General features: G+C 72.0%; 24 protein-coding genes. 10 read left to right on the plus strand and 14 right to left on the minus strand.

Annotation, left to right across the window (positions count from 1 at the left end; all coding sequences use genetic code 11):
* Positions 1 to 30 precede the first annotated feature (30 nt).
* From F9C12_RS05460 to F9C12_RS05480, 5 genes are read right to left on the minus strand one after another with little or no spacing between them, the layout of a single operon-like run.
* Positions 31 to 378 (minus strand): 4Fe-4S dicluster domain-containing protein, encoded by a 348-nt coding sequence (locus tag F9C12_RS05460; protein WP_409465026.1) that lies wholly within the window; start codon positions 376 to 378, stop codon positions 31 to 33.
* Positions 375 to 1,952: an FAD-dependent oxidoreductase gene (locus F9C12_RS05465; protein WP_409465027.1), complete on the minus strand. Its 1,578-nt coding sequence runs from the start codon at positions 1,950 to 1,952 to the stop codon at positions 375 to 377. Before F9C12_RS05465 ends, F9C12_RS05460 begins: the two co-directional genes overlap by 4 nt.
* A 14-nt stretch (positions 1,953 to 1,966) precedes the next feature.
* Complete coding sequence (locus F9C12_RS05470) at positions 1,967 to 2,800, minus strand: ABC transporter permease (protein WP_409180876.1); 834 nt, start codon at positions 2,798 to 2,800, stop codon at positions 1,967 to 1,969.
* Positions 2,797 to 3,615 (minus strand): ABC transporter ATP-binding protein, encoded by an 819-nt coding sequence (locus tag F9C12_RS05475; RefSeq protein ID WP_409465028.1) that lies wholly within the window; start codon positions 3,613 to 3,615, stop codon positions 2,797 to 2,799. The genes F9C12_RS05470 and F9C12_RS05475 overlap by 4 nt, the downstream gene beginning before the upstream one ends.
* The gene (locus tag F9C12_RS05480) at positions 3,615 to 4,619 is read right to left on the minus strand and encodes an ABC transporter substrate-binding protein (protein ID WP_409180878.1); all 1,005 of its coding nucleotides are present in this window, start codon (positions 4,617 to 4,619) and stop codon (positions 3,615 to 3,617) included. The genes F9C12_RS05475 and F9C12_RS05480 overlap by 1 nt, the downstream gene beginning before the upstream one ends.
* A 252-nt stretch (positions 4,620 to 4,871) precedes the next feature.
* On the opposite strand from F9C12_RS05480, the gene F9C12_RS05485 reads away from it, so the two are divergent.
* Positions 4,872 to 5,798, plus strand: a complete 927-nt coding sequence (locus F9C12_RS05485; RefSeq protein WP_409465029.1) for a TauD/TfdA dioxygenase family protein — start codon at positions 4,872 to 4,874, stop codon at positions 5,796 to 5,798.
* A gap of 45 nt (positions 5,799 to 5,843) precedes the next feature.
* On the opposite strand, the gene F9C12_RS05490 is transcribed toward F9C12_RS05485, so the two are convergent.
* Positions 5,844 to 6,785, minus strand: a complete 942-nt coding sequence (locus F9C12_RS05490) for an amidohydrolase family protein (protein ID WP_409465030.1) — start codon at positions 6,783 to 6,785, stop codon at positions 5,844 to 5,846.
* A 74-nt stretch (positions 6,786 to 6,859) separates the two neighbouring features.
* Here F9C12_RS05490 and F9C12_RS05495 point away from each other — a divergent pair, with 74 nt between their 5' ends.
* Positions 6,860 to 7,624, plus strand: coding sequence for a helix-turn-helix domain-containing protein (locus F9C12_RS05495; RefSeq protein WP_409180881.1), 765 nt, complete (start codon positions 6,860 to 6,862; stop codon positions 7,622 to 7,624).
* A gap of 1 nt (position 7,625) precedes the next feature.
* Here F9C12_RS05495 and F9C12_RS05500 read toward each other — a convergent pair whose 3' ends face one another.
* The 4 genes from F9C12_RS05500 to F9C12_RS05515 all read right to left on the minus strand — a co-directional run bounded on the left by F9C12_RS05500 (position 7,626) and on the right by F9C12_RS05515 (position 12,107).
* Entirely contained in the window at positions 7,626 to 9,071 is a 1,446-nt protein-coding gene (locus F9C12_RS05500; protein ID WP_409465031.1) for a hypothetical protein, read from the minus strand.
* A gap of 166 nt (positions 9,072 to 9,237) precedes the next feature.
* Positions 9,238 to 10,062, minus strand: coding sequence for a DUF72 domain-containing protein (locus F9C12_RS05505; RefSeq protein WP_409187009.1), 825 nt, complete (start codon positions 10,060 to 10,062; stop codon positions 9,238 to 9,240).
* Between the two features lie 93 nt (positions 10,063 to 10,155).
* A complete protein-coding gene (locus tag F9C12_RS05510) occupies positions 10,156 to 10,455 on the minus strand; it encodes a hypothetical protein (RefSeq protein WP_409180883.1) in 300 nt (99 codons plus the stop codon).
* Between the two features lie 161 nt (positions 10,456 to 10,616).
* Positions 10,617 to 12,107 (minus strand): carboxylesterase/lipase family protein, encoded by a 1,491-nt coding sequence (locus tag F9C12_RS05515; RefSeq protein WP_409465032.1) that lies wholly within the window; start codon positions 12,105 to 12,107, stop codon positions 10,617 to 10,619.
* Positions 12,108 to 12,289: 182 nt separating this feature from the next.
* On the opposite strand from F9C12_RS05515, the gene F9C12_RS05520 reads away from it, so the two are divergent.
* Together F9C12_RS05520 and F9C12_RS05525 are read left to right on the plus strand one after the other, a co-directional pair.
* Entirely contained in the window at positions 12,290 to 13,360 is a 1,071-nt protein-coding gene (locus F9C12_RS05520; protein WP_409465033.1) for an NAD-dependent epimerase/dehydratase family protein, read from the plus strand.
* A gap of 4 nt (positions 13,361 to 13,364) precedes the next feature.
* The gene (locus tag F9C12_RS05525) at positions 13,365 to 14,945 is read left to right on the plus strand and encodes a phytoene desaturase family protein (RefSeq protein ID WP_409465034.1); all 1,581 of its coding nucleotides are present in this window, start codon (positions 13,365 to 13,367) and stop codon (positions 14,943 to 14,945) included.
* Between the two features lie 39 nt (positions 14,946 to 14,984).
* Here F9C12_RS05525 and F9C12_RS05530 read toward each other — a convergent pair whose 3' ends face one another.
* On the minus strand, positions 14,985 to 15,446 hold the full coding sequence (locus F9C12_RS05530; RefSeq protein WP_409180887.1) for an SRPBCC family protein: 462 nt from the start codon (positions 15,444 to 15,446) through the stop codon (positions 14,985 to 14,987).
* A gap of 316 nt (positions 15,447 to 15,762) precedes the next feature.
* Here F9C12_RS05530 and F9C12_RS05535 point away from each other — a divergent pair, with 316 nt between their 5' ends.
* Both F9C12_RS05535 and F9C12_RS05540 read left to right on the plus strand, forming a co-directional pair.
* On the plus strand, positions 15,763 to 16,752 hold the full coding sequence (locus F9C12_RS05535) for an NAD(P)H nitroreductase (RefSeq protein WP_409465035.1): 990 nt from the start codon (positions 15,763 to 15,765) through the stop codon (positions 16,750 to 16,752).
* Between the two features lie 86 nt (positions 16,753 to 16,838).
* On the plus strand, positions 16,839 to 17,891 hold the full coding sequence (locus F9C12_RS05540; protein WP_409465036.1) for a LacI family DNA-binding transcriptional regulator: 1,053 nt from the start codon (positions 16,839 to 16,841) through the stop codon (positions 17,889 to 17,891).
* 40 nt (positions 17,892 to 17,931) lie between these two features.
* Here F9C12_RS05540 and F9C12_RS05545 read toward each other — a convergent pair whose 3' ends face one another.
* A complete protein-coding gene (locus F9C12_RS05545; protein ID WP_409465037.1) occupies positions 17,932 to 18,399 on the minus strand; it encodes a hypothetical protein in 468 nt (155 codons plus the stop codon).
* 163 nt (positions 18,400 to 18,562) lie between these two features.
* On the opposite strand from F9C12_RS05545, the gene F9C12_RS05550 reads away from it, so the two are divergent.
* The 4 genes from F9C12_RS05550 to F9C12_RS05565 are packed head-to-tail and all read left to right on the plus strand — an operon-like array spanning position 18,563 to position 23,577.
* Positions 18,563 to 20,065, plus strand: a complete 1,503-nt coding sequence (locus F9C12_RS05550) for an ABC transporter substrate-binding protein (RefSeq protein ID WP_409465038.1) — start codon at positions 18,563 to 18,565, stop codon at positions 20,063 to 20,065.
* Positions 20,062 to 21,000, plus strand: a complete 939-nt coding sequence (locus F9C12_RS05555; RefSeq protein ID WP_409465039.1) for an ABC transporter permease — start codon at positions 20,062 to 20,064, stop codon at positions 20,998 to 21,000. Before F9C12_RS05550 ends, F9C12_RS05555 begins: the two co-directional genes overlap by 4 nt.
* Entirely contained in the window at positions 20,997 to 21,830 is an 834-nt protein-coding gene (locus F9C12_RS05560) for an ABC transporter permease (RefSeq protein WP_409180893.1), read from the plus strand. The genes F9C12_RS05555 and F9C12_RS05560 overlap by 4 nt, the downstream gene beginning before the upstream one ends.
* 1 nt (position 21,831) lies before the next feature.
* On the plus strand, positions 21,832 to 23,577 hold the full coding sequence (locus F9C12_RS05565) for a dipeptide ABC transporter ATP-binding protein (protein WP_409465040.1): 1,746 nt from the start codon (positions 21,832 to 21,834) through the stop codon (positions 23,575 to 23,577).
* On the opposite strand, the gene F9C12_RS05570 is transcribed toward F9C12_RS05565, so the two are convergent.
* Both F9C12_RS05570 and F9C12_RS05575 read right to left on the minus strand, forming a co-directional pair.
* A complete protein-coding gene (locus tag F9C12_RS05570) occupies positions 23,567 to 24,154 on the minus strand; it encodes a dihydrofolate reductase family protein (protein ID WP_409180895.1) in 588 nt (195 codons plus the stop codon). The two genes, F9C12_RS05565 and F9C12_RS05570, sit on opposite strands and share 11 nt — an antisense overlap.
* 109 nt (positions 24,155 to 24,263) lie before the next feature.
* A complete protein-coding gene (locus F9C12_RS05575) occupies positions 24,264 to 25,496 on the minus strand; it encodes a hypothetical protein (RefSeq protein WP_409465041.1) in 1,233 nt (410 codons plus the stop codon).
* Positions 25,497 to 25,519: the final 23 nt, after the last annotated feature.

Below are 25,519 nucleotides of genomic sequence, written 5' to 3' on the forward strand. Positions count from 1 at the left end.
CGTCGTCGGCGCCGAGAACACCGGCCATGCTCAGCTCGTGATCGGATCCGCGCCCGGGCGCAGCGGCGGGCCGATCGCCAGGCTGGACGCCGGAACCCGGCCCTTCCCCCAGCCGAGCCGCTCCCGGTAGCTGCCCAGCAGCCCGTCCGCCACCAGGGCCTCGGCGTCCACCGCCCCGTCCGGTTCCGGCGCCGTCCGCGGCGAGACGAACAACGCGTCGGCCGGGCAGTTCGCCTCGCAGTGGAAGCACGTCTGGCAGTCGTCGTGCCTGCTGATCACCGGTATGCCGGCGGCGCCGCGGTCGAAGACGTTCGTCGGGCAGACCGCGATGCACTTGTCGCAGGCGATGCAGCGTTCCGCGGACACCAGCTCGATCACGACGCCGCCTCCACGACTGTCCTTTCCGGACGGACCCAGACCGTGTCCAGGCCTCCGGTGTGCAGGCGATGCCGTTGCGCCGAGTCCTGCGCGGGGAAATCGAGCCGCTTCGCCATGCCGCGCGTCTCGGTGCGGGCCAGCGCCGAGCGGTACATCCAGCGCGCGTGCGCGGCCATCGCGGCTGCCTGCCGGGTGCGGACGGACAGCTCGCCGGTGCCGCCCAGCGACGCTCGCAGCCGCGTCCAGACGTCGTCGAGCGAGGCGAGCGCCGGGGTCAGCACGTTCCCGTGCCGCAGGTAGTTCTTGTCGTAGGGCAGGACTTCCCGCTGGACCGCGGCGATCACCTCGCGATGGTCGCCGTCGGCGCGGCCGCCCGGCCGGAGCCCGGCCTCGCCGAGCGCGAGCGTCCGGCGGCTGTCCGCACGGGAGCCGAGCGACCGGGCGTACCGGGCGGCTCCCCGGCCGGCCCAGGAGCCGGACGAGATCGCCCAGGCGGCGTTGTGGCTGCCCCCGCCGGTGAACCCGCCGCAGATCAGCTCGCGGGTGGCCGCGTCGCCCGCCGCGTACAGGCCGGGGACCGTGGTGGCGCAGTCGTCCGAGACGATCCGGATGCCGCCGGTGCCGCGGACCGTGCCCTCGGCGATCAGGGTGATCGGGAACTTCTCGGCGAACGGGTCGACGCCCATCCGGTCGAAGGCGAGGAAGAAGTTCGGCTGGGCCAGCCGCATCGCCGCGCGGGTCTGCTCGTCGGCCCGGTCCAGCCGGCAGAACACCCTGCCGCGCAATAGTTCCCGCGCGATCGGCGAACGCCGGACGCCGCTGGCGCCCTCGAGCACGCTGCCGTCGGCCCGGAAGAAAGTGGCGAAATGGTAGAACGCGGTCTTGGTCACCGAGGTGCCTTCCGGCGCGATGCCGTAGGCGTTCGAGAACTCCATGCCGGACAGGTCGGCTCCGGCCTCGGCGGCGAACAGCGCGCCGTCCCCGGTGTTGACGTCGCAGCCCAGCGCCTTGGACAGGAACGCGCAGCCGCCGGTGGCCAGCACCACCGCACCGGCCCGCACCCGGTAGTCCTGCCTGCTCTGCCGCCGGTAGCCAGCCGCTCCGGCGACCGCACCGGAGGGATCGGCGAGCAGTTCGGTCACCGGGCTGTGGTCGAGGATCCGCACCCCGGCCCGCCGGACGAGCACGCGCATCCGGCGCAGGTACTCCGGGCCGTGCAGCCCGTTGCGGAGCTGGCGGCCGTCCGGGCCGACCGGGAACGGGAACCGGGCGGCGACCGCGAGTTCGTTGACCCGCTCGTACGTCTCGTCCAGCACCCGGGCCGCCCACCTCCGGTCGGCGAGCCTGCCGCCGAGTTCCTCGCGGGAGTCCATCGCCGCTTCCCGCGCGGCCGGGTCCGGCGGCACGTACCAGACGCCGGTGCCCGCGGCGGCCGTCGCGCCGCTGGTTCCGCAGTAGCCTTTGTCGGCCAGTACGACCTCCGCGCCGTCGCGGGCCGCGTGCAGGGCCGCCCACGTGGCGGCCGGGCCGCCGCCCGCCACGAACACGTCGGCGGTCAAGTCGAGCGTTTCCATCGGTCAGTCCCTTCTCAGCGATCCGTGCGCCAGGACGTGAACCGCCGCTCGACGGTCACGAGCAGCTGGTTGAACGCGACGCCGAGAACGGAGATCGCGACGATTCCGGCGTACATCCGCGGGATGGCGAAGTTGTACTGCGAGAAGTTGATCAGGTAGCCGAGCCCGGCTTTCGCGCCGACCATCTCCGCGGCGATCACGACGACGATCGCCGCCGCCCCGGCGAGCCGGATGCCGGTGAAGATCGTCGGGACCGACGCGGGCAGCACGACCCGGGCGAACAGCCGGGGCGCGGAAAGGTCCAGCGACCGGGCGAGTTTGAGCAGGGTCGGGTCGACCGACCGCACGGCGCTGATGGTGTTGAGCAGGATCGGCCAGGTGCAGGCGTAGAACACGATGGCGATCTTCGAGGTCTCGCCGATGCCGAGGATCAGCACGAACACCGGCAGCAGCGCCAGCGCGGCGGTGTTGAGGAACACCTGCACCAACGGGGTCAGCACGTCGGAAACCGGTTTGTACCAGCCGATCAGGACGCCGAGCGGCACCGCGGTCGCCACCGCGAGGGCGAAGCCGGCGAGCGACCGGGTCAGGCTGGCCCCGGCGTTGGCGGCGAGCTGCCCGTTGCCCGCCAGCTCGGCCAGCGCGCCGAGGACGGCGTGGAACGGCGGCAGGAAAACCGGGTCCGCCAGACCCGCGAGCGGGGCGATCTCCCACGCCGCGAGCAGCAGGACCAGCGCGACGCTCTTCACGAAGGCCGCTCGCAACCGGCCGCGCCCGGCTCGCCGGCGGGTCGCCGCGGGTTCGGTCCGCTCGGTTCTCGCGGTCTCCGGGACAGTGGTGACGCTCATGCTCCGACGGCCTCCTTCTCCAGTTCGCGCGCCCGGGCCACCTCGTCGTGCAGCAGCTCCCAGATCGCGTGCCGGTACCGGGCGAACTCGCCGGTCGAACGGACGTCGGCCACGTCGTCGCGGTGCGGAAGGTCGATGTCGACCACGCTCTTGACCCGGCCCGGCCGCGAGGTCAGCACCACGACGCGCTGTCCTAAGTAGACGGCTTCGTCGATGCTGTGGGTGATGAACAGGACGGTTTTCCCGGTGCGCCGCCAGATCCGCAGCAGCTCGTCCTGCAGCGACTCCCGGGTCTGCGCGTCGAGCGCGGCGAACGGTTCGTCCATCAGCAGCACGTCCGGGTCGTAGGCGAGGCTGCGCGCGATGGCGACGCGCTGTTTCATGCCGCCGGACAGTTCGTGCGGATGCCGGTCGGCGAACTCCAGCAGCCCGACGAGATCGAGGTACTCCCGCGCGCGCCGCGCCCGGTCCGCCCGCCGCACGCCAGTGGCCTCCAGGCCGAATTCGACGTTGCCCCGCGCCGTGCGCCACGGCAGCAACGCGTACTGCTGGAACACGATCCCGCGGTCCCGCCCCGGCCCGCGCACCGGCGCCCCGTCGAGCCGGATCAGCCCGGCGTCGGGTTCGGCGAGGCCGCCGAGCAGGTCGAGGAGGGTCGATTTGCCGCAGCCGCTCGGGCCGACGATCACCGCGAACTCGCCCGAGCCGATCTCCAGGTCGATCCCGGACAGCGCGGTCAGCACGCCGCCGGAGCCCCGGACCGGGAAGGCCTTGCCCACGCCGGAGAACGTGATCCCGCTGTGCGCTCCGCTCATCACTGGCCCTTCGCGTACGAGTTGAACTTGTTGGTGTAGGCCTCGCCCGCCTTGACCGAGCCCGGCCGGATGTCGCCGCGCCCGCCCAGCCAGTCGATCCAGAGCTGCAGTTCCCGGTCGGTGATGACGCCGCCGTTGTCGGCCACGCCCCAGGATTTCCAGTACTTCAGCGGGTCGGTGTCCTCGTTGCGGTTGCGGCCCTTGACGATCTTCGCGAACCGCTCGACGACTTTCTCGCGCGGCGTGGTCTTGCTCCATTCGATGGCCTTGGCCACTCCGCTGACGAAGGTGCGCACGGTGTCCGGGTTGCGTTCGATGAAGTCCTTTCGCAGCACGTAGGTTCCGGCGGTGAACGCGCCGAGCAGCTGGTAGTCGGTGAACAGCGGGCGGATGCCGCCGCGGGCGAGCGCCTTGTCGCGCAGGACGCCGCTCAGCACGGCCACGTCGATGTTGCCCTGGCGCAGCGACTGTTCGGTGTTCACCGGCGGCAGCGCGACCGGTTCCGCCTTGCCGATGTCCGCTTTGGACAGACCGTTGCGCTGGAGGTAGATGTCGAGCATGGCCTCGGAATGCGCGCCGAGGGTGTTCATCCCGATCTTCTTGCCCGCCAGGTCGTGCGGGCCGCGGATCGGGCTGTCGTCCAGGACGTAGTAGCCGCTGAACTCCCGTTCGTCCACGCCGTAATAGCCCAGCACGGAGGTGATCGGGGCGCCGGCCGCGGCGAGTTTGACGACCGCTCCGTTGAACGCGCCGCCGAAATCCACCTGCCCGGTCGCGGCCGACTGGATGTCCTGCGGCCCGCTGATCGTGTCGCCCACCCACTGCAGCGTCACGTCGCCGAGGTAGCCCAGGTCGGCGGCGAGTTCCGGCGGCGTCACCTGGCCCGCCCAGCCTTGGTAGCGCAGGGTTTTCGTGGTGCCGCCGCTCGCCGTGCCGCAGCCGGCGGCGGCCGCCGCCACCCCCGCGAGGGTCAGTCCCAGAAATTGCCTTCGGCTCGTGGTCACGGCGGCACGTCCTTTTTTTCACGCAGGGGAAAGGGAGCACGAAATCGACGGGACCGGAGCCCGTCTCGCGAATCCGGTGCGGATCAGGCTGGCAGCCGGATTTCCGGCGGGCAACGACGTCCCACATCCCGGACTCGGCCCGGCTGCCCGGATTCTGGGACGAATTCGGTTCACGCTGAACGCAATCTTGCCTTCCCGGCCCGCGTCCGCCCAGTCTGGAAACCAGCCGAGCACACCGAATGGGAGTACCTGATGACCCTCGCCGACGCAGTGGACACGCGCCTCTCCGTGCACAAGATCGGCGCCGACATCGGCGCCCGGATCGACGGGATCCGCCTCGGCGGGGACCTGCCCGCCGAGACCGTGGCGCGGATCCGCGGCGCGTTGCTGGAGAACAAAGTGGTGTTCTTCCGCGAGCAGCACCACCTCGACGACGAGGGGCAGCAGGCGTTCGCCCGGCTGCTCGGCGGGCTCACCCAGCCGCATCCGACGGTCCGCAGCACCGGGCTCGGCAACATCCTGCCGATCGACGCCCAGCACGGGAAAGCCAACAGCTGGCATTCCGACGTGACGTTCGTGGACCGGATCCCCGCGATCAGCCTGCTGCGCGCGGTCACCCTCCCCGCCTACGGCGGCAGCACGACCTGGGCGAACACCGCGAACGCGTACGCCAAGCTCCCCGCGTCCCTGCGGGCGCTGGCGGAACGGCTGTGGGCGGTGCACACCAACACGCACGACTACGCCGGCCGCGCGGACGAGTACCGCGTCGGCGGGGTGGACGTGAAAGAACAGTCCTATCGCGACGAATTCCGTTCGGAGGTCTACGAAACCGAACATCCGGTCGTCCGGGTCCACCCGGAAACCGGCGAGCGGGTCCTGCTCCTCGGGCATTTCGTGAAGCGGCTGGTCGGCTTGTCCAGCACCGAATCGGCGGCGATTTTCGAACTGCTCCAAGCCCGTGTCACGCGGCTGGAGAACACCGTGCGCTGGCAGTGGGCTCCCGGCGACGTCGCGATCTGGGACAACCGCGCCACCCAGCACTACGGCGTCGCGGACTACGACGACCTCCCCCGCCGCCTGCACCGGGTCACCGTCGCCGGCGACGTGCCGGTCAGCGTCGACGGAGTGCGCAGCACCGCGCGCACTGGCGACGCGGCGGCGTACGCACCGCTGCCCTGAACCAGGCGGCCGGCCGTGCTGCGCGTCAGCACGGCCGGACGAGGTTCAGCCCAGCCGGGGGAAAAGCGCCCGGGCGTTGCCGGAGTCGATCGCGCGGCTTTGTTCGGGAGTCAATCCGCTTTCGCTGTCGAGGATTTCGGTGAAGCGGGTGCCCACTTCCGGTGGCGCGTAAGGGAAGTCGCTGCCGTACAGGATCCGCGCGGGATCGGCGAACCGGGCGAGCGCGCCGAAGGCGTATTCCCCGGAAGACAGCGCGGTGTCCCAGTAGAAGCCGCGGAAGCGCGCCAGGAAGTCTTCGGCGGTGGGCCCGGCGGGTTCCAGCGCGGCCTGGATCTGGCAGAACCGCAACGCCGCGAAGGGCACGAACCCGCCGGCGTGCGAGAGGATGATCCGGACGTCCGGGTACCGCTCGGGGACGCCGTGGAACACCATGTGCACCGCGTTGCGGGTGGTGTCGAACGGATAGTCCACCAGCGGTCCCGGAATCCCGGGAAGCAGCGGGACGAGCGGGTGCGCGGGATGGACGAAGACCACCGCGCGATGCCGGTCCAGCGCCTCCCACAGCGGCGCGTAACGATCGTCGCCCAGGTAGGTTCCGTCGTAGTTGGAGAGCAGGACGACGCCGTCGGCCCGCAGCGCGCCGAACGCGTGGTCGACCTCCGCGACCGCGCCTTCGACGTCGGGCAACGGGACGGTGGCGAACAGCCCGAACCGGTCCGGCCGTTCCCGCACCAATTCGGCGGTGTATTCGTTGACGCGGCGGGCCGTCTCGCGGCGCGCCGGGCCGGACCAGCCCGTCACGCCCGGCGCGGTGAGCGACAGTACGCTCGTGGCGATGCCGTTGGCGTCCATGAATTCCAGGTGGTCGTCCGGCGTCCACGGCGGCAGCGACCAGCCCGACGGATCGCCGCCGTGCCGTGCGAGGGCCTCGCCCCAGAACGGAGGGACCAGGTGGGTGTGGACGTCGATGCGTTCGCGGTCGGTCATGCCTCCACCGTGCGCCGCCGGCTCCGCGCGCGGGAGGGGAGGAATCCGATCCCCCTCCCCCGGAGCGCTCGCTGATGGCGCGCGACCCGCGGCTCCGCCAGCTCGGGGCGTTCCTGCGCGCCCGCCGCGACGAAGCGCCGCCGCCCGCCTCCGCGGAACCGGGCCGCCGCCAGGTTCCCGGCCTCCGCCGCGGCGAGGTCGCCGCGCGGGCCTTCGTCAGCGACGAGTACTACACGAGGATCGAACAGGGCCGGGTCCTGCCGAGCGCCGACGTGATCCGCCGCGTCGCCGCCGCGCTCGGGCTCGGCGCCGACCAGACGCGGTACGCGCTCGACCTCGTCGCCGGACCCGACGTCCCGCCGGAGAACCCCGGGCCGAGCGGTCCGCTGCGCCGCCTGGTCGACCGGATGGGCGAGGTGCCCGCGATCCTGGTCGGGCCGGCGACGGCCGTTCTGGCGTGGAACTCCGCCGCCGTCCGGCTGCTCACCGACTTCGGGGCGATCCCGCCGGAGCGCCGCCGGTACGTGCAGCTGCTGTTCACCGATCCGGTCCTCCAGAGCCGGTTCGCGGACCTGGAGGCGATGCGGCGCACGACGATCGGCGTCGTGCGCGCGAGCTTTCCGGCGGGCCCGCCGTCCGGGGACTGGATCGACGAACTGGTGCGCACCGACCCCGGTTTCAAGGCCCTCTGGGAACGCAACGACGTGGTGCGGCCGCACACCCGCCTGCGGGTGCGGCTCCGGCTTCCGGACGGGACCGGGCAGACGGTGGACCAGGTGGTGCTGCAGGTAGTCGACGATCCGCAGCAACGGCTGATCGCGTTCGTTCCGGCCGGATAAGTCAGCCGGCCTTTCCGCAGCCGCGCGGGACGCAGTCGTCGGGGTGGTTTCCGGAGATCGTGTCGTGCTCCAGCTTCACCGTGTTGCCGGAGCCGAGGTGCATCCCGCCGCCCTGGGACGCGGTGTTCCCGGTGACGACGCTGTCGGCAAGAACGTGCGCCGCGCCGAGGTGGACGCTGGAAACCGCGATCCCGCCGCCGTTGCCGCCCGCGAGGTTGTCGGCGATCCGCGCTCCGGTGATCCGGAAGCTCGCCGCCGGGCGCTTCCGCGTGCTGTGCAGCCCGACGCCGCCGCCGTCCTGCCCGCCGCGGTTGCGGGCGACCAGGCCGCCGGTGACGGTCAGCTCGCCGGCGTGGTCGTAGACCCCGCCGCCGGAGCCGGGAGTTCCCGGGCGGACCGTGCCGGGCGAACCGGTGCGGTTGTCGGCGATCGTGGCGTCGACGAGGGCCGCCGTGCCCGCGCCGGTCCAGAGTCCGCCTCCGTCGCCCGCGTTTCCGTCGTAACCGCGGGTGGCGCCGGAACCTCCGGTGCCCGCGCCGCCGGAAGTGTTGCGGCACACCGTGCTGTGGGCGAATGTCGTGGCGCCGCCGACATAGGCGCCGCCGCCGTTTCCGCCGGGTCCGCCATGACCGGCGGATCCGCTGGGCGAACTGCCGACCGGGCCGCCGGTCCCGCCGTCGCCCGCGCTGTTGTCGCACACGGTGCTGCCGGTGACGGTAGTTCGTTGCGTGCTCCAGATCCCGCCGCCGTATCCGCCGTGCGCCCAGCTGTCGCCTTCGCCGCCGGGAGCCGCCGAACTGTCTCCGCCGCCCCCGGTCCGGTTTCCGCCGACCGAACTGCGCTCGACGGTCAAAACGCCTTGCCGGACGCCGATTCCGCCGCCGTTGCCGCCGGAACCGGCGAAACCGCCCTGGCCGGCCCGGGCCCAGGGCCCGCCGCTGCCGGTGGCGTTGCCGTCGACCGTGCTGTCGGCGATCGACAGCGTGCCGCCCGAGCTGAACACCCCGCCCCCGGAACCGCCGTCGGCGGCGGGCGGCCCGTCTCCGGTGGAATTGCCGCGGATCGTCACCCGGGTCAGGGTCAGTGCTCCGGTGTTGAGGATGCCGCCGCCGTCCTCGCCCGGTGCGGTGCGGCCGCCGGTGACCGAAAGGTCGGAGATCGACACCCCGGCCGCGTCGGTGCGCAGAAGGCGAAACGGCGGGGCGGTCCGGGCGCGGGCGAGAGTGGCGTGGTGCCCGTGGACGGTGGTCGCGGCGGTGATCGCGGGCAATGCCGCGGTGAGCTGATAGGTGCAGTTTTCCGTCAGCTCGAGAGAACTGCCCGGATGCGCGTTCGCGGCTGTGACAGCGGCGACGAGGCTCGCCTGGGCACAGGGAACCGGCGCGGCGGCCGTTCCCGGCACCGCGAGCACACTCGAACCCAGCAATGCCAAGGAAACCATCAGCACGACTCATCCCCCTTCGCCCCGCAACCGACCGGCCTCGAGTTCACCACGAAGGGAGACAACCGAAAGCCGTCCGGCGAGGAATTGGGCCAAGCGGCCCAGGAAAAGCGTCGCAGTGCGCTCGATCCGGCATTGTTCGCGATCAGGTCCGCTAATCACCGGGCCGGGCTCAGAACAGCGTCGCGGGCTCCACCGGCTCCGGTTCGGGCAACGCCTCCAGCTCCGGCACCAGCGCCCGCACCTCGGCATGGAACCGGCGGGCGAGCGCCGGTGCTTCGTCGTTGTCGGGAGTGTGCAGGAACACCGTCGGCGAGCGGCCTTCCCGCAGCCAGCCGGCGACCACCTCGGTCCACGGCTGCCATCCCGCGACCGTCTCCTCCACCGAATCCCGGCCCAGGTAGCGGACGACCGGCCGGTCGGTCAGCGCCCGCGTCCGGCGCGGCAGACGCGGTTTTTTCGCCCAGGCGTCCTGCTCGGCCTCGCTGGTCGGCGGGCGCTGGAAGAAGACCGTGGTGTCGAACGGCACCCACTCGGCGTCCGCGGCGGCGAGCGTCCCCTCCAGCAGCGACGCGGCCTTGCCGTCAGTGAAGAACTCCGGGTGGCGCACCTCCACCGCGCGCCGCAGCCCGGCGGGAAGGCGGCGCAGGAAGCGGCCGAGCACGTCGACGTCGGAGGGGCCGAACGAGCCGGGCACCTGGGTCCACAGGACCGCCCGCTCGCCGAGGGGTTCGAGCGCGTCCAGGAACGCCCGCATCTCGGCCTCGACCCCGGCGAACCGGCGCTCGTGCGTCACGGCTTTGGGCACCTTGACCACGAACCGGAAATCGGGGCCGGTCTGCCGCGCCCACGTCTCGACGGTGCCGCGGGCGGGGGTCGCGTAGAAGGTCGTGTTGCCTTCGACCGCGTTGCACCAGCTCGCGTACGCGCGGAGGCGTTCCTTCGCGGGCAGCGACTGCGGCAGGAACCGCCCCGGCCACGCCTTGTGCGTCCACATCGCGCAGCCGACATGAAGACCCGCCACCGTCGTCCGCTCCCCTCGCTCGCAAGGGAAATTACTACCCGGACGAAGGTTCCCGCACCCGGCCCATCACCCGTGCGTCCGGGGCCGGTAGTCGCCGTACCGCTGCCGCCGAGCGGGCCCCCGGCGGCGGAGCAGGTGCGCGGGCACGTAGTGGCTGACCGGCCGCGACCACTGGTCGTCGGCGGTGACGAGCTGGTAGGTGACCCAGCCGAGCAGCCCGCCGTCCTCCCGGCGCGCCCATTCGAACAGCAGCCCCGGGTGCTCGGTCTCGATCCGCAGCCCGGCGCGGTCGCGCGGCGCGAGGACCTCCGTGCCCAGCACGAGCAGCTTCCGCACGCCCACCCACACCGGAATCGGCGGATCCACTCTCCGCACGCTCGACGGCCACTCGCTCACCTCAGGCTCACCCGCTCGCTTCCCCGCTCCGGACCGTCCCGGCTCTCGGCGGCCCAGGACGGGAGTCGAACATGTGTTCGCATGCGAAGTCAAATTGGACTGGACAGCGGGTGACCGGGGTCTCCGGACGGCTACGAGACGTCGAAGGGTTCGGGGAAGCTGCCTTCCCAGATCCGGCGGGATGCCTCTTCGGGATAGGGCAGAGTCTTCGACTCGGCGTCCAGGACGCGGGTGAGGTGCTCGCCGGGGCGATGGGCGGGCCAGCCCGCGTCGCCGGCGGTGACGAAGCGGACCCAGGCGTCCTGGAGTTCGCGGGAGAGCGCGACGGCCTCGGGACCGGGTTCCTCGCCGAGGAGCTGGACGCCGACGGGACTGTCCAGCGTGCCGAACGCCAGGGGCACGTCGAGGCTGTGGCAGGCGCCCAGGATGCCGCCGAGGGCCGGGGCGGTCCAGCACAGTTCGAACAGGTACGAGGTGCCGCCCGCCGCGGCGTTCGCCTCGGCCAGCTTCTGCGACGACATGCGGAAGAGGGCGTCGGAATACACCGTCTCCACCAGTTCTTCCGGACCCGCCTGCGGGAACGCGGCACGGTAGGCCCGCGCGCCGTCCGGCCGCGGGGCGTGCAGTTCCAGGGCCGCGCGGGCGTGCTCCTCGGTGAAGGTGCCGTACCGCCCGCTCACGACGCTGAAGTACCGGAATTCGTCCCGGGTGTGTCCGGCGAGCAGTTCGATCCCGCTCGCCCGCGCGCCGGTCAGCGCGGGCCAAGGCGTTTCCGGCAGGACCTCGCCGTCGACGACCGGGCACAGCGCGGTGCCGGTCTCCGTGAGGCGTCCCCAGCTCTCCCGGTGCGCGTGGAGGCCGGCGTTGAAAGAGGTGAGCTCGGCGGCCAGGCGCCACGGGTCGATGTCGCGCAGGGCCTCGGCGGTGGGGGCCGCCGCGCCGAGCCGGTCCGCGAACGCGGCGGTGACCTGCCGGGCCAGCGCGGGGGTGCTGTGCAGCCCCGGCGCCGAATGGGCGATGGCCCGCCGGAACAGGCCGCGCGCGGACTTCATCGTCAGCAGGGCGGCGACCGAGCCCGCCCCGGCGGACACCCCGCCCACGGTCACCCGGCCGGGGTCGCCCCCGAAGGCGGCGATGTTGCGCTGCACCCACTCGAGCGCCGCGATCTGGTCGAGGAACCCGCGGTTGGGCGGCGCGTCGTCGAGGAACGCGAATCCCTCCGCGCCCACGCGGCAGTTGAGGGTCACCACGACGACTCCCGCTCCGGCCAGCGCCGCCGGGTCGCACATCGGGTCGCTCGACGCCGCCGACAGGTAGCCGCCCACGGGGATCCACACCAGCACCGGCAGCCCCGCCGCTCCGGGATCCGGAGTGCCGACGTTGAGCGTCAGCCAGTCGTCGCCCTGCGGGGGCACGTCGATCGGCAGGGACAGCGGCGCCGCGGGCCCGAACTCGACCGCCTGCCTCGTCCCTTCCCAGCGGTGCGGCGGCGCGGGCGCGGCGAAGCGAAGCTCTCCGACCGGAGGCTTGGCGTAGGGGATGCCGCGGAACACCGCGTGCCCCTGCCGCCAGCGCCCCTCCACCACGCCTTCGGCGGTCCGCGCCTTCGGCTGTCCCGACATGAACGTTCCCTCCCTCGATCAAACCCAGGATTATGGGTCAGGTGTATTATGTCAACTGTATTGGAAAAATTCCGGGGACGGGGAAGGGCTCGCGACGCCGGAGCAGGCGGACAGCGGGCCGGAGTGACCGAGGCCCGCCCGGCGCAACGTTTCCGCCGGTGCGGAGCGGGTAAACGGCTCGCATGCGGATCGTGATCACAGGCGCCAGCGGCAACGTCGGCACCGCGCTGCTGCGCGCCCTCGGCCCCGGCCACGAAATCACCGGGGTCGCGCGCCGGGTGCCGGATCGCGCCGCTGAACCGTACTCGCGCGCGGAGTGGCGTTCGGCGGACGTCGGCGCGCCGGGCGCCGACGAGATGCTGACCGAAGTGTTCTCCGGCGCGGACGCAGTCGTGCACCTCGCCTGGGCCATCTCCCCCACGTGGGGCGAGCCGCCGATGGCGCGCACCAACGAAGGCGGCACCGCGAACGTGCTGAAAGCCGTCGACCAGGCAGGCGTCCGGCATCTGGTGTGCGCGTCTTCGGCGGCGGCCTACTCGCCGGAGCCGAACGACGAAAAAGTCTCCGATGACTGGCCGTGCCGGGGAATCGCGGCCAGCGCCTACAGCCGGGGCAAGGCGGATCTGGAAGACGCGCTGGACCTGTTCACCTCCTCGCATCCGGAGGTCTCCGTCGCGTGGATGCGCCCGTGCGCGATCCTGCAGCGGCGCGCGGCGGGCGAGTTCACCCGGTGGCTGCTCCCGCCGGTGCTGCCGCCCCGGCTGATCGGCGGCCGGTTCTCCCCGGTGCCGCTGTGGCCGGGCTTGCGGCTGCAGGCCGTGCACACCGACGACGTCGCCGAAGCGTTCCGGCTCGCTCTCGAACAGCGCGCGGTCGGCCCGTTCAACCTCGCCGCCGACGACGTGCTCGACGCGGCGGCGTTCGCCCGCGCGGTCGGCGGCACGCGGGTCGCGGTGCCGAAACCCGTCGCGCGGACGGTCGCTCGCGCGGCGTGGCTCGCCGGGCTTCAGCCGCTGCACCCCGGCTGGCTCGAACTGGCCGACCGCGCGGCGCTGGTCGACAGCTCGCGGGCGCGGCTCGTGCTCGGCTGGACGCCGCGGTACAGCTCGGCCGAAGCCGTCCGGGACCTGGTCGCCGGGATGCGCCGGAAGGAAGGCGCGCCGTCGCCGCCGCTCGCCTCGTCGCGACCCGGTCCGCTCGGCCGCGCGCGGGCGCTGGGCCGCGGCCGCCCGACCCGCCAGTCGCAGGCCTGAGCCCGTGCACACCGCCGACGCGATCGTCATCGGGGCAGGGCACAACGGCCTCGTCGCGGCGAATCTTCTCGCCGACCAGGGCTGGGATGTCGTCGTCCTGGAAGAACAACCCGTTGCGGGCGGGGCCTTGCGCACCGAAGAGATCACCGCGCCCGGCTTCCGCTCGGACCTGTGCGCCGCGTTCTTCCCGCTCGGCGCGGCGTCCCCGGTGCTGCGCGGGCTCGACCTGACCGAGCACGGCCTGCGCTGGCTGCACGCGCCGGCCGCGCTCGCGCACGTCTTCCCGGACGACCGCTGCGCCGTTCTTTCCCGCGACCTCGACCGCACGGCGGAGTCGGTCGAGCAGTTCGCTCCCGGGGACGCCCGATCCTGGCGGGAGCTTTTCGCGCAGTGGCAAGGGTTCCGCGACGAATTCCTCGACGCGTTGTTCACGCCGTTCCCGCCGCTGCGGGCCGGCGCCCGATTCCTGCGCCGCACCGGAACCGCCGAACTGCTGCGCCTCGCGCGGATGCTCACCCTCCCGGCCCGCCGGTTCGCGCGCGAACGTTTCGAGGGCGAAGGCGCCCGGCTGCTGCTGTCCGGAAACGCCGCGCACAGCGACCTTTCCGTCGACAACGCCGGAAGCGCGGTTTTCGGCTGGCTGCTGGGAATGCTGGCCCAGGACATCGGATTCCCGGTCCCCGAGGGCGGCGCGAGCGAACTGGTGGCCGCTTTGGTGCGCAGGCTCCGTTCCAAGGGCGGCTCGGTCCACTGTGGAGTCCCGGTGACCGAAGTGCTGGTGGCGCGCGGCCAAGCGGTCGGCGTGCGCTGCGCGGACGGCGAACCGATCCGGGCCCGCAAGGCGGTGCTGGCCGACGTCGCGGCGACGACGTTGTACGGCAAGCTCGTCGCACCGCAATGGCTGCCCTCGCGACTGCTGGCGGATCTTGAAGTGTTCGAATGGGACAGCGCGACCGTAAAAGTCGATTGGGCGCTGTCCGAGCCGATCCCGTGGACCGCCAAGGACGCCCGCGGCGCGGGGACCGTCCACTTGGGCTGCGACGAGGACGGGTTGTCCGCTTTCGGCGCGGAACTGGCCCGGGACCGCGTGCCGGAGCAGCCGTTCCTGCTGCTGGGCCAGATGACGACCGCGGATTCGACCCGGTCGCCCGTCGGTACCGAAGCGGTGTGGGCCTACACGCACGTCCCGCGCGGCAGCGACCGGGACACCGTGCGGCGGCAGGCCGAACGCATCGAGAAAACCGTGGAGCGCAACGCGCCGGGGTTCCGGGACCTGATCCTGGCCCGCCGCGTGCAGGGCCCGGCGGAACTGGCCGGCCACGACGCGAACCTCGTCGGCGGCGCGGTCAACGGCGGCACGACGGCGATCCACCAGCAGCTGTTCTTCCGCCCGGTGCCGGGCCTCGGCCGGGCGGACACCCCGGTGGACCGGCTGTACCTCGCCGGAGCCGCGGCCCATCCCGGCGGCGCGGTCCACGGCGGGCCGGGCGCGAACGCCGCCCGCGCCGCGCTGGCCCGCGACCACGTCCTGGGGCCGGGCTACGCCGCGGTGATCCGCGCGGCGAACCGAGCCGTCTACGGCTGACCCGCCCAGCTTCGTCGGGCGGGTCAGCCGCCGCCACCGCTACGCCGGATCCGCCCCGGTCCCCCGCCAGCGCCCGAGCGCCAGCGCCGACAACCGCGCCAGCGACTCCCGGTTCCGCGGCCCCAGCACCAGCGCCTGCACGCTCTCCGGCAGCAGGGCGCCCATCCCGCCGGTCACCGACTCCGCCATCCGCACCGTCGTCTCGCCCGCGCCGTCCGGAACCAGCGACAGCTCGATCTTCGCCGTGCCGAGCGCGCCGCCGCGAGCCTCCAGCTCCAGCGAAACCCCCGGTTCGACCGCCACCACCGCGGTCGTGTCCTCCAGCTGCAGCGGCCATCCCCCGATGCTGTGGTGGATCCGCGCGCCCGGCTGGGGCCAGCTCGCGTCGACATCGCGGATGTGGCAGCTGCCCACCACCCAGCCGGAATAGGACCAGCCGTCCGCCAGGACCTCGAACACCGCTTCCGGCGGCGCGGGCACCGTCCGGCTCACTTCGACCATGCGTCTCCTCCTCGTCCCCCGCCGGATTCCCCCGGACCGGCCGGGCAAACTCCGCCCGCGAGGCGGCTCGGGGGGCAAGGAGGACTTCGAGACCGGGCGCCCGGCGCGGCCGGGCCGACCACCGGTCATTCGCCCGGCTCCGCCGCCCGCGCGGGACCCGCGGAGCCTCGCGCGTCCCGGAGCGCGAGCCGCCGGGCGAGGACGCAGGTCGCTCCGAATTGATGAACCTTGGACCCTATCGCGGGCCGGTGCGGGGGCGCACCATGGAGGCTGGCACCGACCGCACGCACTCCCCCAACTCGAGCGGGAAGCAACAATGCCGGATTCACAGCCGAATTCAAGGGCGAATTCGCGGGCCCCCGGCGCCGCCGCCGTAGAGGCGGCGGTAGCCGCGGCACTGCTCGCCCCGGGAGCCTCCGACGCCCCGGCCTGGCAGTGGCGCACGGGCTACCGCGCCCTTCACCTGTACGCGGACCCGAGCCGGCGCAGACCCGTCGACGACCCGGCCGGGCGATGGCAGACGCTCAGCGGCGGTGCGGCCCTGCACCACCTGCGGATCGCCTTCGCCGGTCTCGGCTGGGCCTGCTCGGTGGACCGGCTGCCGTCCGCGGCGGAACCGGGCCATCTGGCCGTCGTGACGCCGCGACCGGGCGAACCGGTTCCCGCGGAAGCCGCGCTGGCGACGTCGATCGCCCGCCGCCGGGAGGACCTGCGGCCGTGCGGCGGACGGCCGGTGTCCGCGGACTGCCTTGACCGGCTGTCGCAAGCGGCCGCCCGCGAAGGCGCGGTTCTGCACCTGGTGGAGGACCGCGCGGTCCGCGGCTACCTCATGACCGCGCTCGGCGAAGGCGCGCCGGTTCCCGCCCAACTGCGTGCCGAAGCGGCGTACGCACGAAGCGCGTCCTTCGCTGCGCAAGGGGTCCTCGTCCGCACTGCGACGCAGACAGCGGGAAACCGGCTGCCGCTTCCGCGAGGCGAAGCGGAGCTGCGAAGCGACGGCGCGTCCTTGGTGGTGCTCAGCACTCCCGGCGACGATCACCTCGCCTGGCTGCGGGCGGGCGAAGCGCTGAGCGCGGTGCTGCTGACCGCGACCGGGTTCGGCTTGTCGTCCGGCCGGTTGAGCCAGGCGGGCCGGCGGCTGCGCGAGACGCTCGCCGAACGCGTCACGCTCGGGCATTCGCCCCAGGCGGTGTTGTGGGTGGGACGACCGCCGGTCGGCGTGAAGCGGCTTCCGCGGACGAGGTCGCAGGCGAGCGTCGACGACGTGCTCGAACCGCTCCAGGCGCCGCCGAGACATCGCGGCTGATCCGGCGCAGGCCCGCGCCGGACGTCCACTTCCCACTGTGCCGGATGGACCCGGCCCCCGCCGCCGCGGTGCTCTAGAGTGGCACCGTGGCAGCGGAAACCGGCGAATTCCCCCGTGCCGGGCGTCCCGGGCGCCGGCCGGTTCTGTCCGATGTCGCGCGGCTGGCCGGGACCTCCACGGCGGTCGTCAGCTACGTCGTCAACGACGGTCCCCGCCCGGTGGCGGAGAAAACGCGGCGCAAGGTCGAGGACGCGATCCGGATGCTCGGCTACCGGCGCAACCCGCTGGCCGGGGCGCTGAGCGGCGGCCGGTCCAATTTGGTCGGCGTGCTGGTGCCGGACACCGCGAACGCCTTCTTCGGCGAGATGTCGCGGTGTCTCGAGGCGGAAGGGCGCCGCCGGGGATTGCTCACGCTGCTCGGCAACACCGGCTACCGGCCGGGGCTCGCCGACGAATACGGCGAGGCGTTCTCCGAACTGCGGCCGCGCGGGATTTTCGTGACGACCGGCGAAAAGCCGCGGCTGGCGGCCGAAACGCCGTGCGTGTTCCTGCAGTGGACGGCGCCGGACGATTCGCCCAGCGTGGTGTTCGACGACTTCGCCGGGGCGCGGCGCGTCACCGAGCACCTGCTCGGGCACGGGTACGAGGACATCTGGTGCGTGGCGGGCGAAATCGCGGTCGGACCGGCCGAAGGACGCGAAGGCGGCTGGCGGCGTGCGATGGCGGACGCCGGGCTGCCCGCCGAGGGCAGGCTGGTCCGGACGTCCTTCGACAAGGTCGAGGCGGGCCGCGCGGTGCGCGAGGTGCTGACGAGCGGCCGCCCGATCCGCGCGGTCTACGCGACCACCGACGAGCAGGCCCTGGTGACCATCCGCATCGCGCACAGCCTGGGGCTGCGCGTGCCGGAGGATCTCGCGGTCGTCGGTTTCGACGGGACCCGGGAAGCCCGGCTCGGCGACGTCCCGCTCACCACGGTCCGCCTTCCGCTGGAGGAATTCGCGGTCCGGGCCTTCGACGCGCTCGACGGCCGCGGCGATTCGGCTGTCCTGGACGGAACGCTCAGCATCGGCGTGACCTGCGGCTGCGAACCCGGCTCCGCCGAACCGGCCGTGCCCGCCGGAGCGGCCGCCAGCGGATGACCGCCCCGCCGCGGCAACCGCGCGGCGGGGCGGCTGCTCGCTACGGCGCGAGCGTGTTGTGCTCGTCCGAGGCGTACTCCGGATTCAGCGACAGCGCGCTGAACCGGAACGGCCGGTCCACCCGGGTGAAGCCGAGCGGGCAGTGCCGGGTCCCGGCGGGCAGGTAGACCGAACCGCTGGTCGTGATCACGTGCCGGAAGCCCTCGATGTCGAGGTAGATCTCCGCGCCGAGGTCGTCCGGGTTCGCCGGGTCGTTGCCGTGCCAGATCAGCACCTCGTCGTAGTCGTGCTGGTGCTCCTTCACCCACTGCACCGGAGTGTCGCATTCGCCGATCCACGTGTAGGTGAGGTGGATCTTGCTCTCCGGGACCTCCTTCGCGCGCATGAGGGCGAGCGATTCGCCGACGTTGGGCGGTTCGACGACGCCCGCCGCGGCTCCCTCGTTGACGAGGTCGTCGAGACAGTTGGGCATTTTCCTCACGAACAGGCGCTCGTACGGACTGGTCATGCGGCTGCTTCCTCTCTGGTCGCCGACCGGGGCCGAAAGGCACACTCTAAACGATTAGCTTCTCCACTTGTAGACTCTTCCCTCACGCCGGAACTGGCCGTACCCTGTGGCGACGCCGGGCTTGTCTAACTGCTTAGATTTCTGGCTTCCCTGGAGGTCCCCAGTGTCGTGCAGACCCCGTTGCCTGCCCACCCTCCTGCTCGCCGCGGCGCTGGTCGCCGGCTGCAGCCCTCCCGACGACGCGGCCGCGCGCGGCCCCGGCACGCTGCGCGTCTCCGTCTCCGCCGACGCCGGCGAGAGCCTCAATCCCTACGTCGGCAGCCAGAGCCCGATCCAGGAACTGCGCAGCTCCCTGCTCTTCGAAGGGCTGACCGCGCTGGACCCGGCGGGCAAAGCCGAATGGCGGCTCGCGACCGGCATGACCCCGAACGCCGACCGGACACAGTGGACGATCACGCTGCGCCCGGGCGTGAAGTTCACCGACGGGACCGAGTTCACCTCCGCCGACGTCGTGTCGAGCATCAAATACCTGCGCGATCCCGCGCACGCCGCGCAGGGCCTGGCGCTCATCCAGATGATCGACCCCGGCTCGGTCCAGGCTCTCGGCAAGCTCACCGTCCGGGTGGGACTGACCGAGCCGTTCAGCCCGTTCAAGGAGATCTGGGCGAGCGTCCTGCTGCCGATGACCAAAACCGGGTCGGCTCCGGCGAAACCGATCGGCACCGGGCCGTTCGCGGTCAAGTCGTTCGCCCCCGGCCGCGAGTCCACAGTGGAGCGGTTCGACGGCTACTGGGGCAGGAAGCCGAAGCTCCGCGCCGTCCAGCTGGTCGAGTACCAGAGCCAGCAGGCGCAGGCGAACGCGCTGCTGTCCGGCCGGGTCGACATCGCGTCGAACACCACCCCGACGATCGCCAAGTCGCTCGTCGGCCGGGACGGAATCCGGCTGCTGGACAGCAAAGGGAACTTCAGCCTGCGGATCGGGCTCAACACGGCGGTCCCGCCGTTCAGCGACGTCCGGGTGCGGCAGGCCCTGCGGCTGCTGGTCGACCGGCAGCAGATCGTGTCCAACGTCTTCAGCGGCTACGCCCGGATCGCGAACGATTACGAGACCACCGCGCCCCCGTGTGCGGCGCCGGACATTCCCCAGCGGACTCCCGACGTCGCCGCGGCGAAACGATTGCTGGCCGAAGCCGGGCAGAGCGACCTGGCGTTCGCGATCACCACCGACGGCCTGCTGCCCGGCATGTCGGAACTGGCCCAGGTTTTCGCGCAGAACGCGGCGCGGGCCGGGGTCAAGGTGAGCGTCAACGTGGTCCCGACGCCGGAACTGCTGGCGAAATGGGGCAAGTGGCCGGCTTACGTCGACTACAACCCGGTCCCCTACCTGCCGTCCGTGCTCGGCTCGCTGCTGCCGGACCGGATCGGCAACGGCGCCAACTGGAACGACCCCGCGTTCGTGAAGCTCGCCGGCAAACTGTTCTCCTCGCCCGAAAAAGACCAGTGTGCGCTGATGAACCAGATGCACGAGATCGAGTACACGAGCGGCCCGAACATCACGCCCGCGTTCTCCGACGTGCTGATGCCGCACCGGCCGACGGTGCACGGGCTGGTGCCCGACGTGAACGGCCGCCCGCTGTCGTTCCTGACCGAAGTGACCGTCGGATGACCGCCCGCTGGCTCGCGCGCCGGCTCGCGCTCGGCGTGCTCGTGCTGCTGCTGGTCTCGATCCTGGTTTTCCTGGTGACGCAAGCGTTGCCGGGCGACGTCGCGCGGATCATCCTCGGCAAGGACGCCACCGCCGAGCAAGTATCCGCGCTGCGCCGTCAACTCGGGCTCGACCAGCCGCTCTTGACGCAGTACGGCCGCTGGCTCGGCGGACTGCTCACCGGCGATCCCGGGGTTTCGCTGCAGAACCGGGAGCCGGTCGCGGAAATCCTCGGGCCGCGGATCGTGAACTCGTTCACCCTCGGTTTCCTCTCGATGGCACTGATCCTGCCGCTTTCGGTGGCCGCCGGGGTGCTCAGCGCCGCGCGGCGCGACAGTTTCGCGGACAAGGCGTTCGTCGCGGTCACGTCGCTGAGCATGGCGCTGCCGCCGTTCGTCGTGGGCATGCTGCTGATCGCGTTCTTCGCGACCTCGATGCTCGGTGTCCTGCCGGGAGTCTCCGACATCCCGCCCGGCGATCTGCCGTGGTGGCATCCGGCGGAACTCGTGCTTCCGGTCGCCACGCTCACGTTCATGGGGGTGATGTACTTGGGCCGCCTGGTCCGCGCTTCGGTGATCGACGCGCTCGACAGCGAATACACGCAGATGGCCGTCCTCAAAGGACTCCGGCGAAGGCGCATCCTGTTCCGGCACGCGCTGCCCAACGCCATCGCGGCGAGCCTGCCCGCCGCCGGCTTGGTCGCGGCCGTCACGATCACCGGCGTCGTGGTGGTCGAATACGTCTACTCGTATCCCGGCCTCGGCACGGCCCTGGTCAGCGCGGTGAACTCGCACGATCTGCCGGTCGTGCAGGCGTGCGTGCTGATCCTCGCGGCGACGTACTACCTGTGCAATCTCCTCGCGGACGTCCTCGCCGCAACGGGGCGGGCCCGATGAGCGTCTCGGTGCTGCGCCGCGCGGCCCGGACCGGACGCGCGCGGCTCGGGCTCGGTTTGCTCGCCGCGACGGGGTTCGTCGTCGTCTTCGGCCCGCTGCTCGCGCCGTGGCCGCCGACCGCCATCGTCGCGCCGCCGCTGGAAGGGCCGAGCGCGCGATTCCCGCTGGGCACGGATCTTCTCGGCCGGGACGTGCTCAGCCGCCTGCTGTCCGGGGGCGGCACCCTCACCTGGATGACGCTGCTCGCCACCGCCATCGGCGTGGTCCTCGGCGCGCTGATCGGCCTGACCGCCGCCTATCGCGACGGGATCGCCGACACCGTGCTCATGCGGGCGATGGACATCGTGCTGAGCTTCCCGGAGACCATCTTCGTCCTGGTGTTCGTGGCCGCGTTCGGCCGCCATCCGCTGCTCACCGCGTCGCTCGTCGGGGTGGCGTTCGCGCCCGGCGTCTCGCGAGTGCTGCGCGGGGCCGCGCTGCCGGTGCTCGACAGCGAATACGTGTTGTGGGCCAAGGCGAACGGGCTTCCCGGGCGGCAGCTGGTGCTCGGCGAGGTGCTGCCCGGCGTGACGTCGCCGCTGATGGTGGAGACCGGGATGCGGCTGGTGTGGGCGGTCACCGCGATCGCGTCGCTGAACTATCTCGGCTTCGGCATCGCGCCGCCCGCCCCGGACTGGGGGCTCATGGTCAGCGAGAACCAGGACGGGCTGGCCGCCGCGCCGCTGCCCGTGCTGGCCCCGATCGCGCTGATCCTGATGATGGCGCTCGGCGGCAATCTCGTCGCCGAGTCCGTCGCCCGGACGGTCAGCCGCACGGAAGGAAAGAGCTGACGTGGCCAAGGAAGTCTCGGTGTCGGGCGTGACCGTCGAGGCCGCCGGGAACGCCATCGTGCGGGATCTCGGGTTCGAACTCGGCCGCGGCGAAGTCCTCGGCGTCGTCGGCGAATCGGGTTCCGGCAAAAGCACGCTCGCGCTCGCGTTGCTGGGCTTCGCCCGCGCCGGCGCGACGATCACGGGCGGACAGGTCGTGGTCGACGGCGTCGACCTGCTTTCCTTGCCCGCCGCGGAATTGCGGCGCGCGCGAGGCCGGAAAGTCGCGTACGTGCCCCAGGACCCGGCGACCGCGCTCAACCCGAGCCTGCGGGTGTCGACCCAGCTGACCGAGGGAATGGACCAGCCCGCGCTGGCCCGGGTCCGGCAGTTGCTGGACACCGTCGGGCTGCCCGGCGACGACGCGTTCCTGCGCCGCCGCCCGCGCCAGCTTTCCGGCGGCCAGCAGCAACGGGTCGCCCTCGCGATGGCGCTCGCCGCCGGGCCGCGGCTGATCGTGCTGGACGAGCCGACGACCGGGCTCGACGTCGTCACCCAGTCGCGGGTGCTCGGCCTGGTCCGGGACCTGTGCCGGACCCAGGACCTGGCGGCGATCTACGTCTCGCACGACCTCGCGGTGGTCGCGGACGTCGCCGACCAGGTGCTGGTCATGTACGGCGGCGAGGTGGTCGAACACGGCGCCGCCCGCGATGTCCTCGCCCGCGCCGCGCATCCCTACACCCGCGCGCTGCTGTCGGCCGTGCCGTCCGCGACCCACCGGCACCGGCTGGTCCCGATCCGCGGCCGGGCTCCCAGCATTGACGAGGCCCGCGCCGGGTGCACCTTCGCGCCACGCTGCGAGCACGCCACAACCGCTTGCCGCACAACGCATCCCGCCTTGGCCCGCGCAGCTTCCGGAACCCTCGCGCGGTGCCTTCACGCGAACGAAGTCGCTCGGACGGCACGGGGTGTCCCGCGCGCTCCCGAGCCGAACGCACCTCCCGCCGACCAGCCGGCCCTCTTGTCGGTCTCCGGCCTGAACGCCAGCTACCGCGGCCGCCAGGTGGTCTTCGACCTCTCCTTCGACCTGCGCCCCGGCCAATGCCTCGCCGTCGTCGGCGAATCCGGCAGCGGCAAAACCACCATGTCGCGCTGTCTGGCCGGGCTGCACCCCGAGCAGCAGGGCACGGTGGCCTTCGAAGGCCGGCCGATCCCCGCCTCCGCGGCCCGGCGAGATTCCCGCACGCGACGTCAGCTGCAGTACGTCTTCCAAAACCCCTACGGCTCGCTGAGTCCGCATCGGACGGTCGAGGACGGCCTGCTGGTCGCCCTCCGGCACTATTTCGGCGTCACCGCCCGCGAAGGCCGCCGCCGCGCCCGCGCCGCGCTCGACCGCGTCGAAATCCCCGCCCGGCTGGCCGACCGCTACCCGGCGGAACTGTCCGGCGGCCAGCGCCAGCGCGTCGCGATCGCCCGGGCACTGGTGTGCGAACCGAAACTGATCATCTGCGACGAGGTGACGTCCGCCTTGGACGTTTCGGTTCAGGCGTCGGTCGTGGAACTGTTGCGCTCGTTGATGAACGACGGTCCGTCGATGATCTTCGTGACCCACAACCTGGCGGTAGTGCGCAGCATTTCGGACGAGGTCGTCGTGCTCAGCGAAGGCCGGGCCGTCGAATCCGGACGCACTGGCCAGGTGCTCGATTCCCCCGCCCATCCGTACACGCGCAGCCTGCTCGCCGCGACGCTGGAGGTGCCTACGAACTGACGCGGCGATAACGGATGTGAGTGGCCAGCGGCGAATGCAGCACCTCGACGGGCTCGAAGCCGAAGCTCTCCACCCCGTCGAACATCCGCTCGCCCGACCCGAGCAGGACAGGCGCGATGTCGAGAGCGAACTCGTCGATCACCCCGGCGTTGAGCGCCTGCCGCACGGTCGAGGCTCCCCCGGCGATGTCGACGCCCTTGTCCCCGGCGGCCTCGCACGCGGCAGCGTAGGCCGCGTCGAACCCGCCGGTGACGAAGGAGAACGTCGTCCCGCCCTCCATCTCGATCGGCTCGTGAGCGTGATGAGTAAGCACGAAAACCGGCGCGTGATACGGCGGCTCGGCACCCCACCAGCCGGACCAGTCCTCGTCCCACTCGCCGCGGACGGGACCGAACATGTTGCGCCCCATCACATACGCGCCGCGAGGCCGCGAAAGCCATCCGCTGGCGGCCCGGTCGGCGTCAGTCGCGCGGGGATCGCCGAGGTGCCACCCGTGCAGTTCCAGCCCCCGCTTCCCGAGCGGATCCTCCCTGCTCTGCTCCGGCCCGGCGACGAAGCCGTCCAACGACATCGACATGTGACAGGTGGTGTCCGGCACGGCGAGCCTCCGAGTGATTGCGATTTGCAAGCGGTTGGGAGGAAGATAGCAGGACGGAGGCGGGAGCGCTACGGCGTTGAGCCCCGGCTCAGCCGGCCAGGTTGCCCACGAACGTGGTCGCGCGATGCCACGCGAAGTACGGTTCGGACGCTTCCCGGTGGGCTCCGCAGCGGCGTCCGGCCAGATGGCGCATGCGCAGCGCGAGACTCCCGGCAGGAAGTTCGTCCAGTTCGACAGTCCGGATGCGACCGGTTGCGTCGACGGTGACCCAGCCCGATTCGTACAGCACGTCGCAGCCGAAACTGCACGCGAGCATGGCGATGTCCCGGAGATTCCGCCGTTCGTCGTCGGTGCAGGCAGCCCGTTTCTTCACGTGCGCGGCGACCAGGAATTCGAGCGGGAACTCGTCGCCGCACAACGCGCAGGGTGCGGTTTTGCGGTTGCCCGCGAGCAACCGGCGGAGCTTGCCCTGTTCGGCCCGGACTTTCACTTGGGCCCGCACGTCCAGCTCGCCGTAGTGGACGTCGGTCGGGTCGGGTTCGGTTCCGGCGCTGTCCAGCGTCAGGGTCGGCGAGGACGGGGTACTGCTGACGTGCGGCAGATTAGTCAGCATCGCCTCGACGAAACTGCTCCCGTGACCGAATTCTTCGACCGAAACCTCGAGCGTGCCGTGCGCGCGGAGCACGTCCAGTCCGCGCTGGACGTCCTTGAGGGGAACGGACTGCCCTTCGGGCGACTGGTCGGTCCCGACCAGCACCGACTCGGTCCCGACCTGGAGAATCCGGTTTTCCTCGCCGGAGGGAGTCGAGATCGTCTCGCCGATGAGACCCCGGAGCAGTTCCTTCGCGGACGGCTGCAGCGTCTTCGGCGAAGGTGCCGCTAGATCGGCTTCGAGCCGCTCGGCGTCGTCCGGACCGTAGCCCGGAATCTCCAGCCGCAGCTCGATCCGCTTCTGGTTGTTGCCCTCCTTCGTCGCGCCGTCTTTCAGGCCGACCTTCCCCGACGCCCGGGTGATCTGCCGCCGCACCGCCTCGAGATCGCGTTCTTCGGCCAAATGGATCGGACTCGGCACAATGCTGCGCTCGGCCTCCGGCAGGCGGGCAGCCTGCTTCGACGCCACGACCCCGGACACCACGACCGCCTGCCGGTCGCGAAGGCGGCCGAGCAGCAGCTCCAAGGCGGAGTTGTACTGATGGTTGCGCGGCTGCTCCCCGGCTCCCCGGCCGCCCGCGCTCTCCATGACCAGGCTCAGCCGCCCGCCGTCGCCCGCCACGGAGTACTCCGCGTTCAGCTCGACGCCGCTGTCATCAAGTGCAAACACGAGGCCAGCTTTCCAGATCTTCC

Source organism: Amycolatopsis sp. GA6-003 (genome assembly GCF_046267895.1).
Lineage (GTDB): Bacteria > Actinomycetota > Actinomycetes > Mycobacteriales > Pseudonocardiaceae > Amycolatopsis.

Coding starts and splice junctions, on each gene's coding strand:
- F9C12_RS05465 (WP_409465027.1), bottom strand. CDS start 1,952: ATGGAAACGCTCGACTTGACCGCCGACGTGTTCGTGGCGGGCGGCGGC.
- F9C12_RS05470 (WP_409180876.1), bottom strand. CDS start 2,800: ATGAGCGTCACCACTGTCCCGGAGACCGCGAGAACCGAGCGGACCGAA.
- F9C12_RS05475 (WP_409465028.1), bottom strand. CDS start 3,615: ATGAGCGGAGCGCACAGCGGGATCACGTTCTCCGGCGTGGGCAAGGCC.
- F9C12_RS05485 (WP_409465029.1), top strand. CDS start 4,872: ATGACCCTCGCCGACGCAGTGGACACGCGCCTCTCCGTGCACAAGATC.
- F9C12_RS05490 (WP_409465030.1), bottom strand. CDS start 6,785: ATGACCGACCGCGAACGCATCGACGTCCACACCCACCTGGTCCCTCCG.
- F9C12_RS05495 (WP_409180881.1), top strand. CDS start 6,860: ATGGCGCGCGACCCGCGGCTCCGCCAGCTCGGGGCGTTCCTGCGCGCC.
- F9C12_RS05505 (WP_409187009.1), bottom strand. CDS start 10,062: ATGTGGACGCACAAGGCGTGGCCGGGGCGGTTCCTGCCGCAGTCGCTG.
- F9C12_RS05515 (WP_409465032.1), bottom strand. CDS start 12,107: ATGTCGGGACAGCCGAAGGCGCGGACCGCCGAAGGCGTGGTGGAGGGG.
- F9C12_RS05520 (WP_409465033.1), top strand. CDS start 12,290: ATGCGGATCGTGATCACAGGCGCCAGCGGCAACGTCGGCACCGCGCTG.
- F9C12_RS05530 (WP_409180887.1), bottom strand. CDS start 15,446: ATGGTCGAAGTGAGCCGGACGGTGCCCGCGCCGCCGGAAGCGGTGTTC.
- F9C12_RS05535 (WP_409465035.1), top strand. CDS start 15,763: ATGCCGGATTCACAGCCGAATTCAAGGGCGAATTCGCGGGCCCCCGGC.
- F9C12_RS05545 (WP_409465037.1), bottom strand. CDS start 18,399: ATGACCAGTCCGTACGAGCGCCTGTTCGTGAGGAAAATGCCCAACTGT.
- F9C12_RS05555 (WP_409465039.1), top strand. CDS start 20,062: ATGACCGCCCGCTGGCTCGCGCGCCGGCTCGCGCTCGGCGTGCTCGTG.
- F9C12_RS05560 (WP_409180893.1), top strand. CDS start 20,997: ATGAGCGTCTCGGTGCTGCGCCGCGCGGCCCGGACCGGACGCGCGCGG.
- F9C12_RS05570 (WP_409180895.1), bottom strand. CDS start 24,154: ATGTCGATGTCGTTGGACGGCTTCGTCGCCGGGCCGGAGCAGAGCAGG.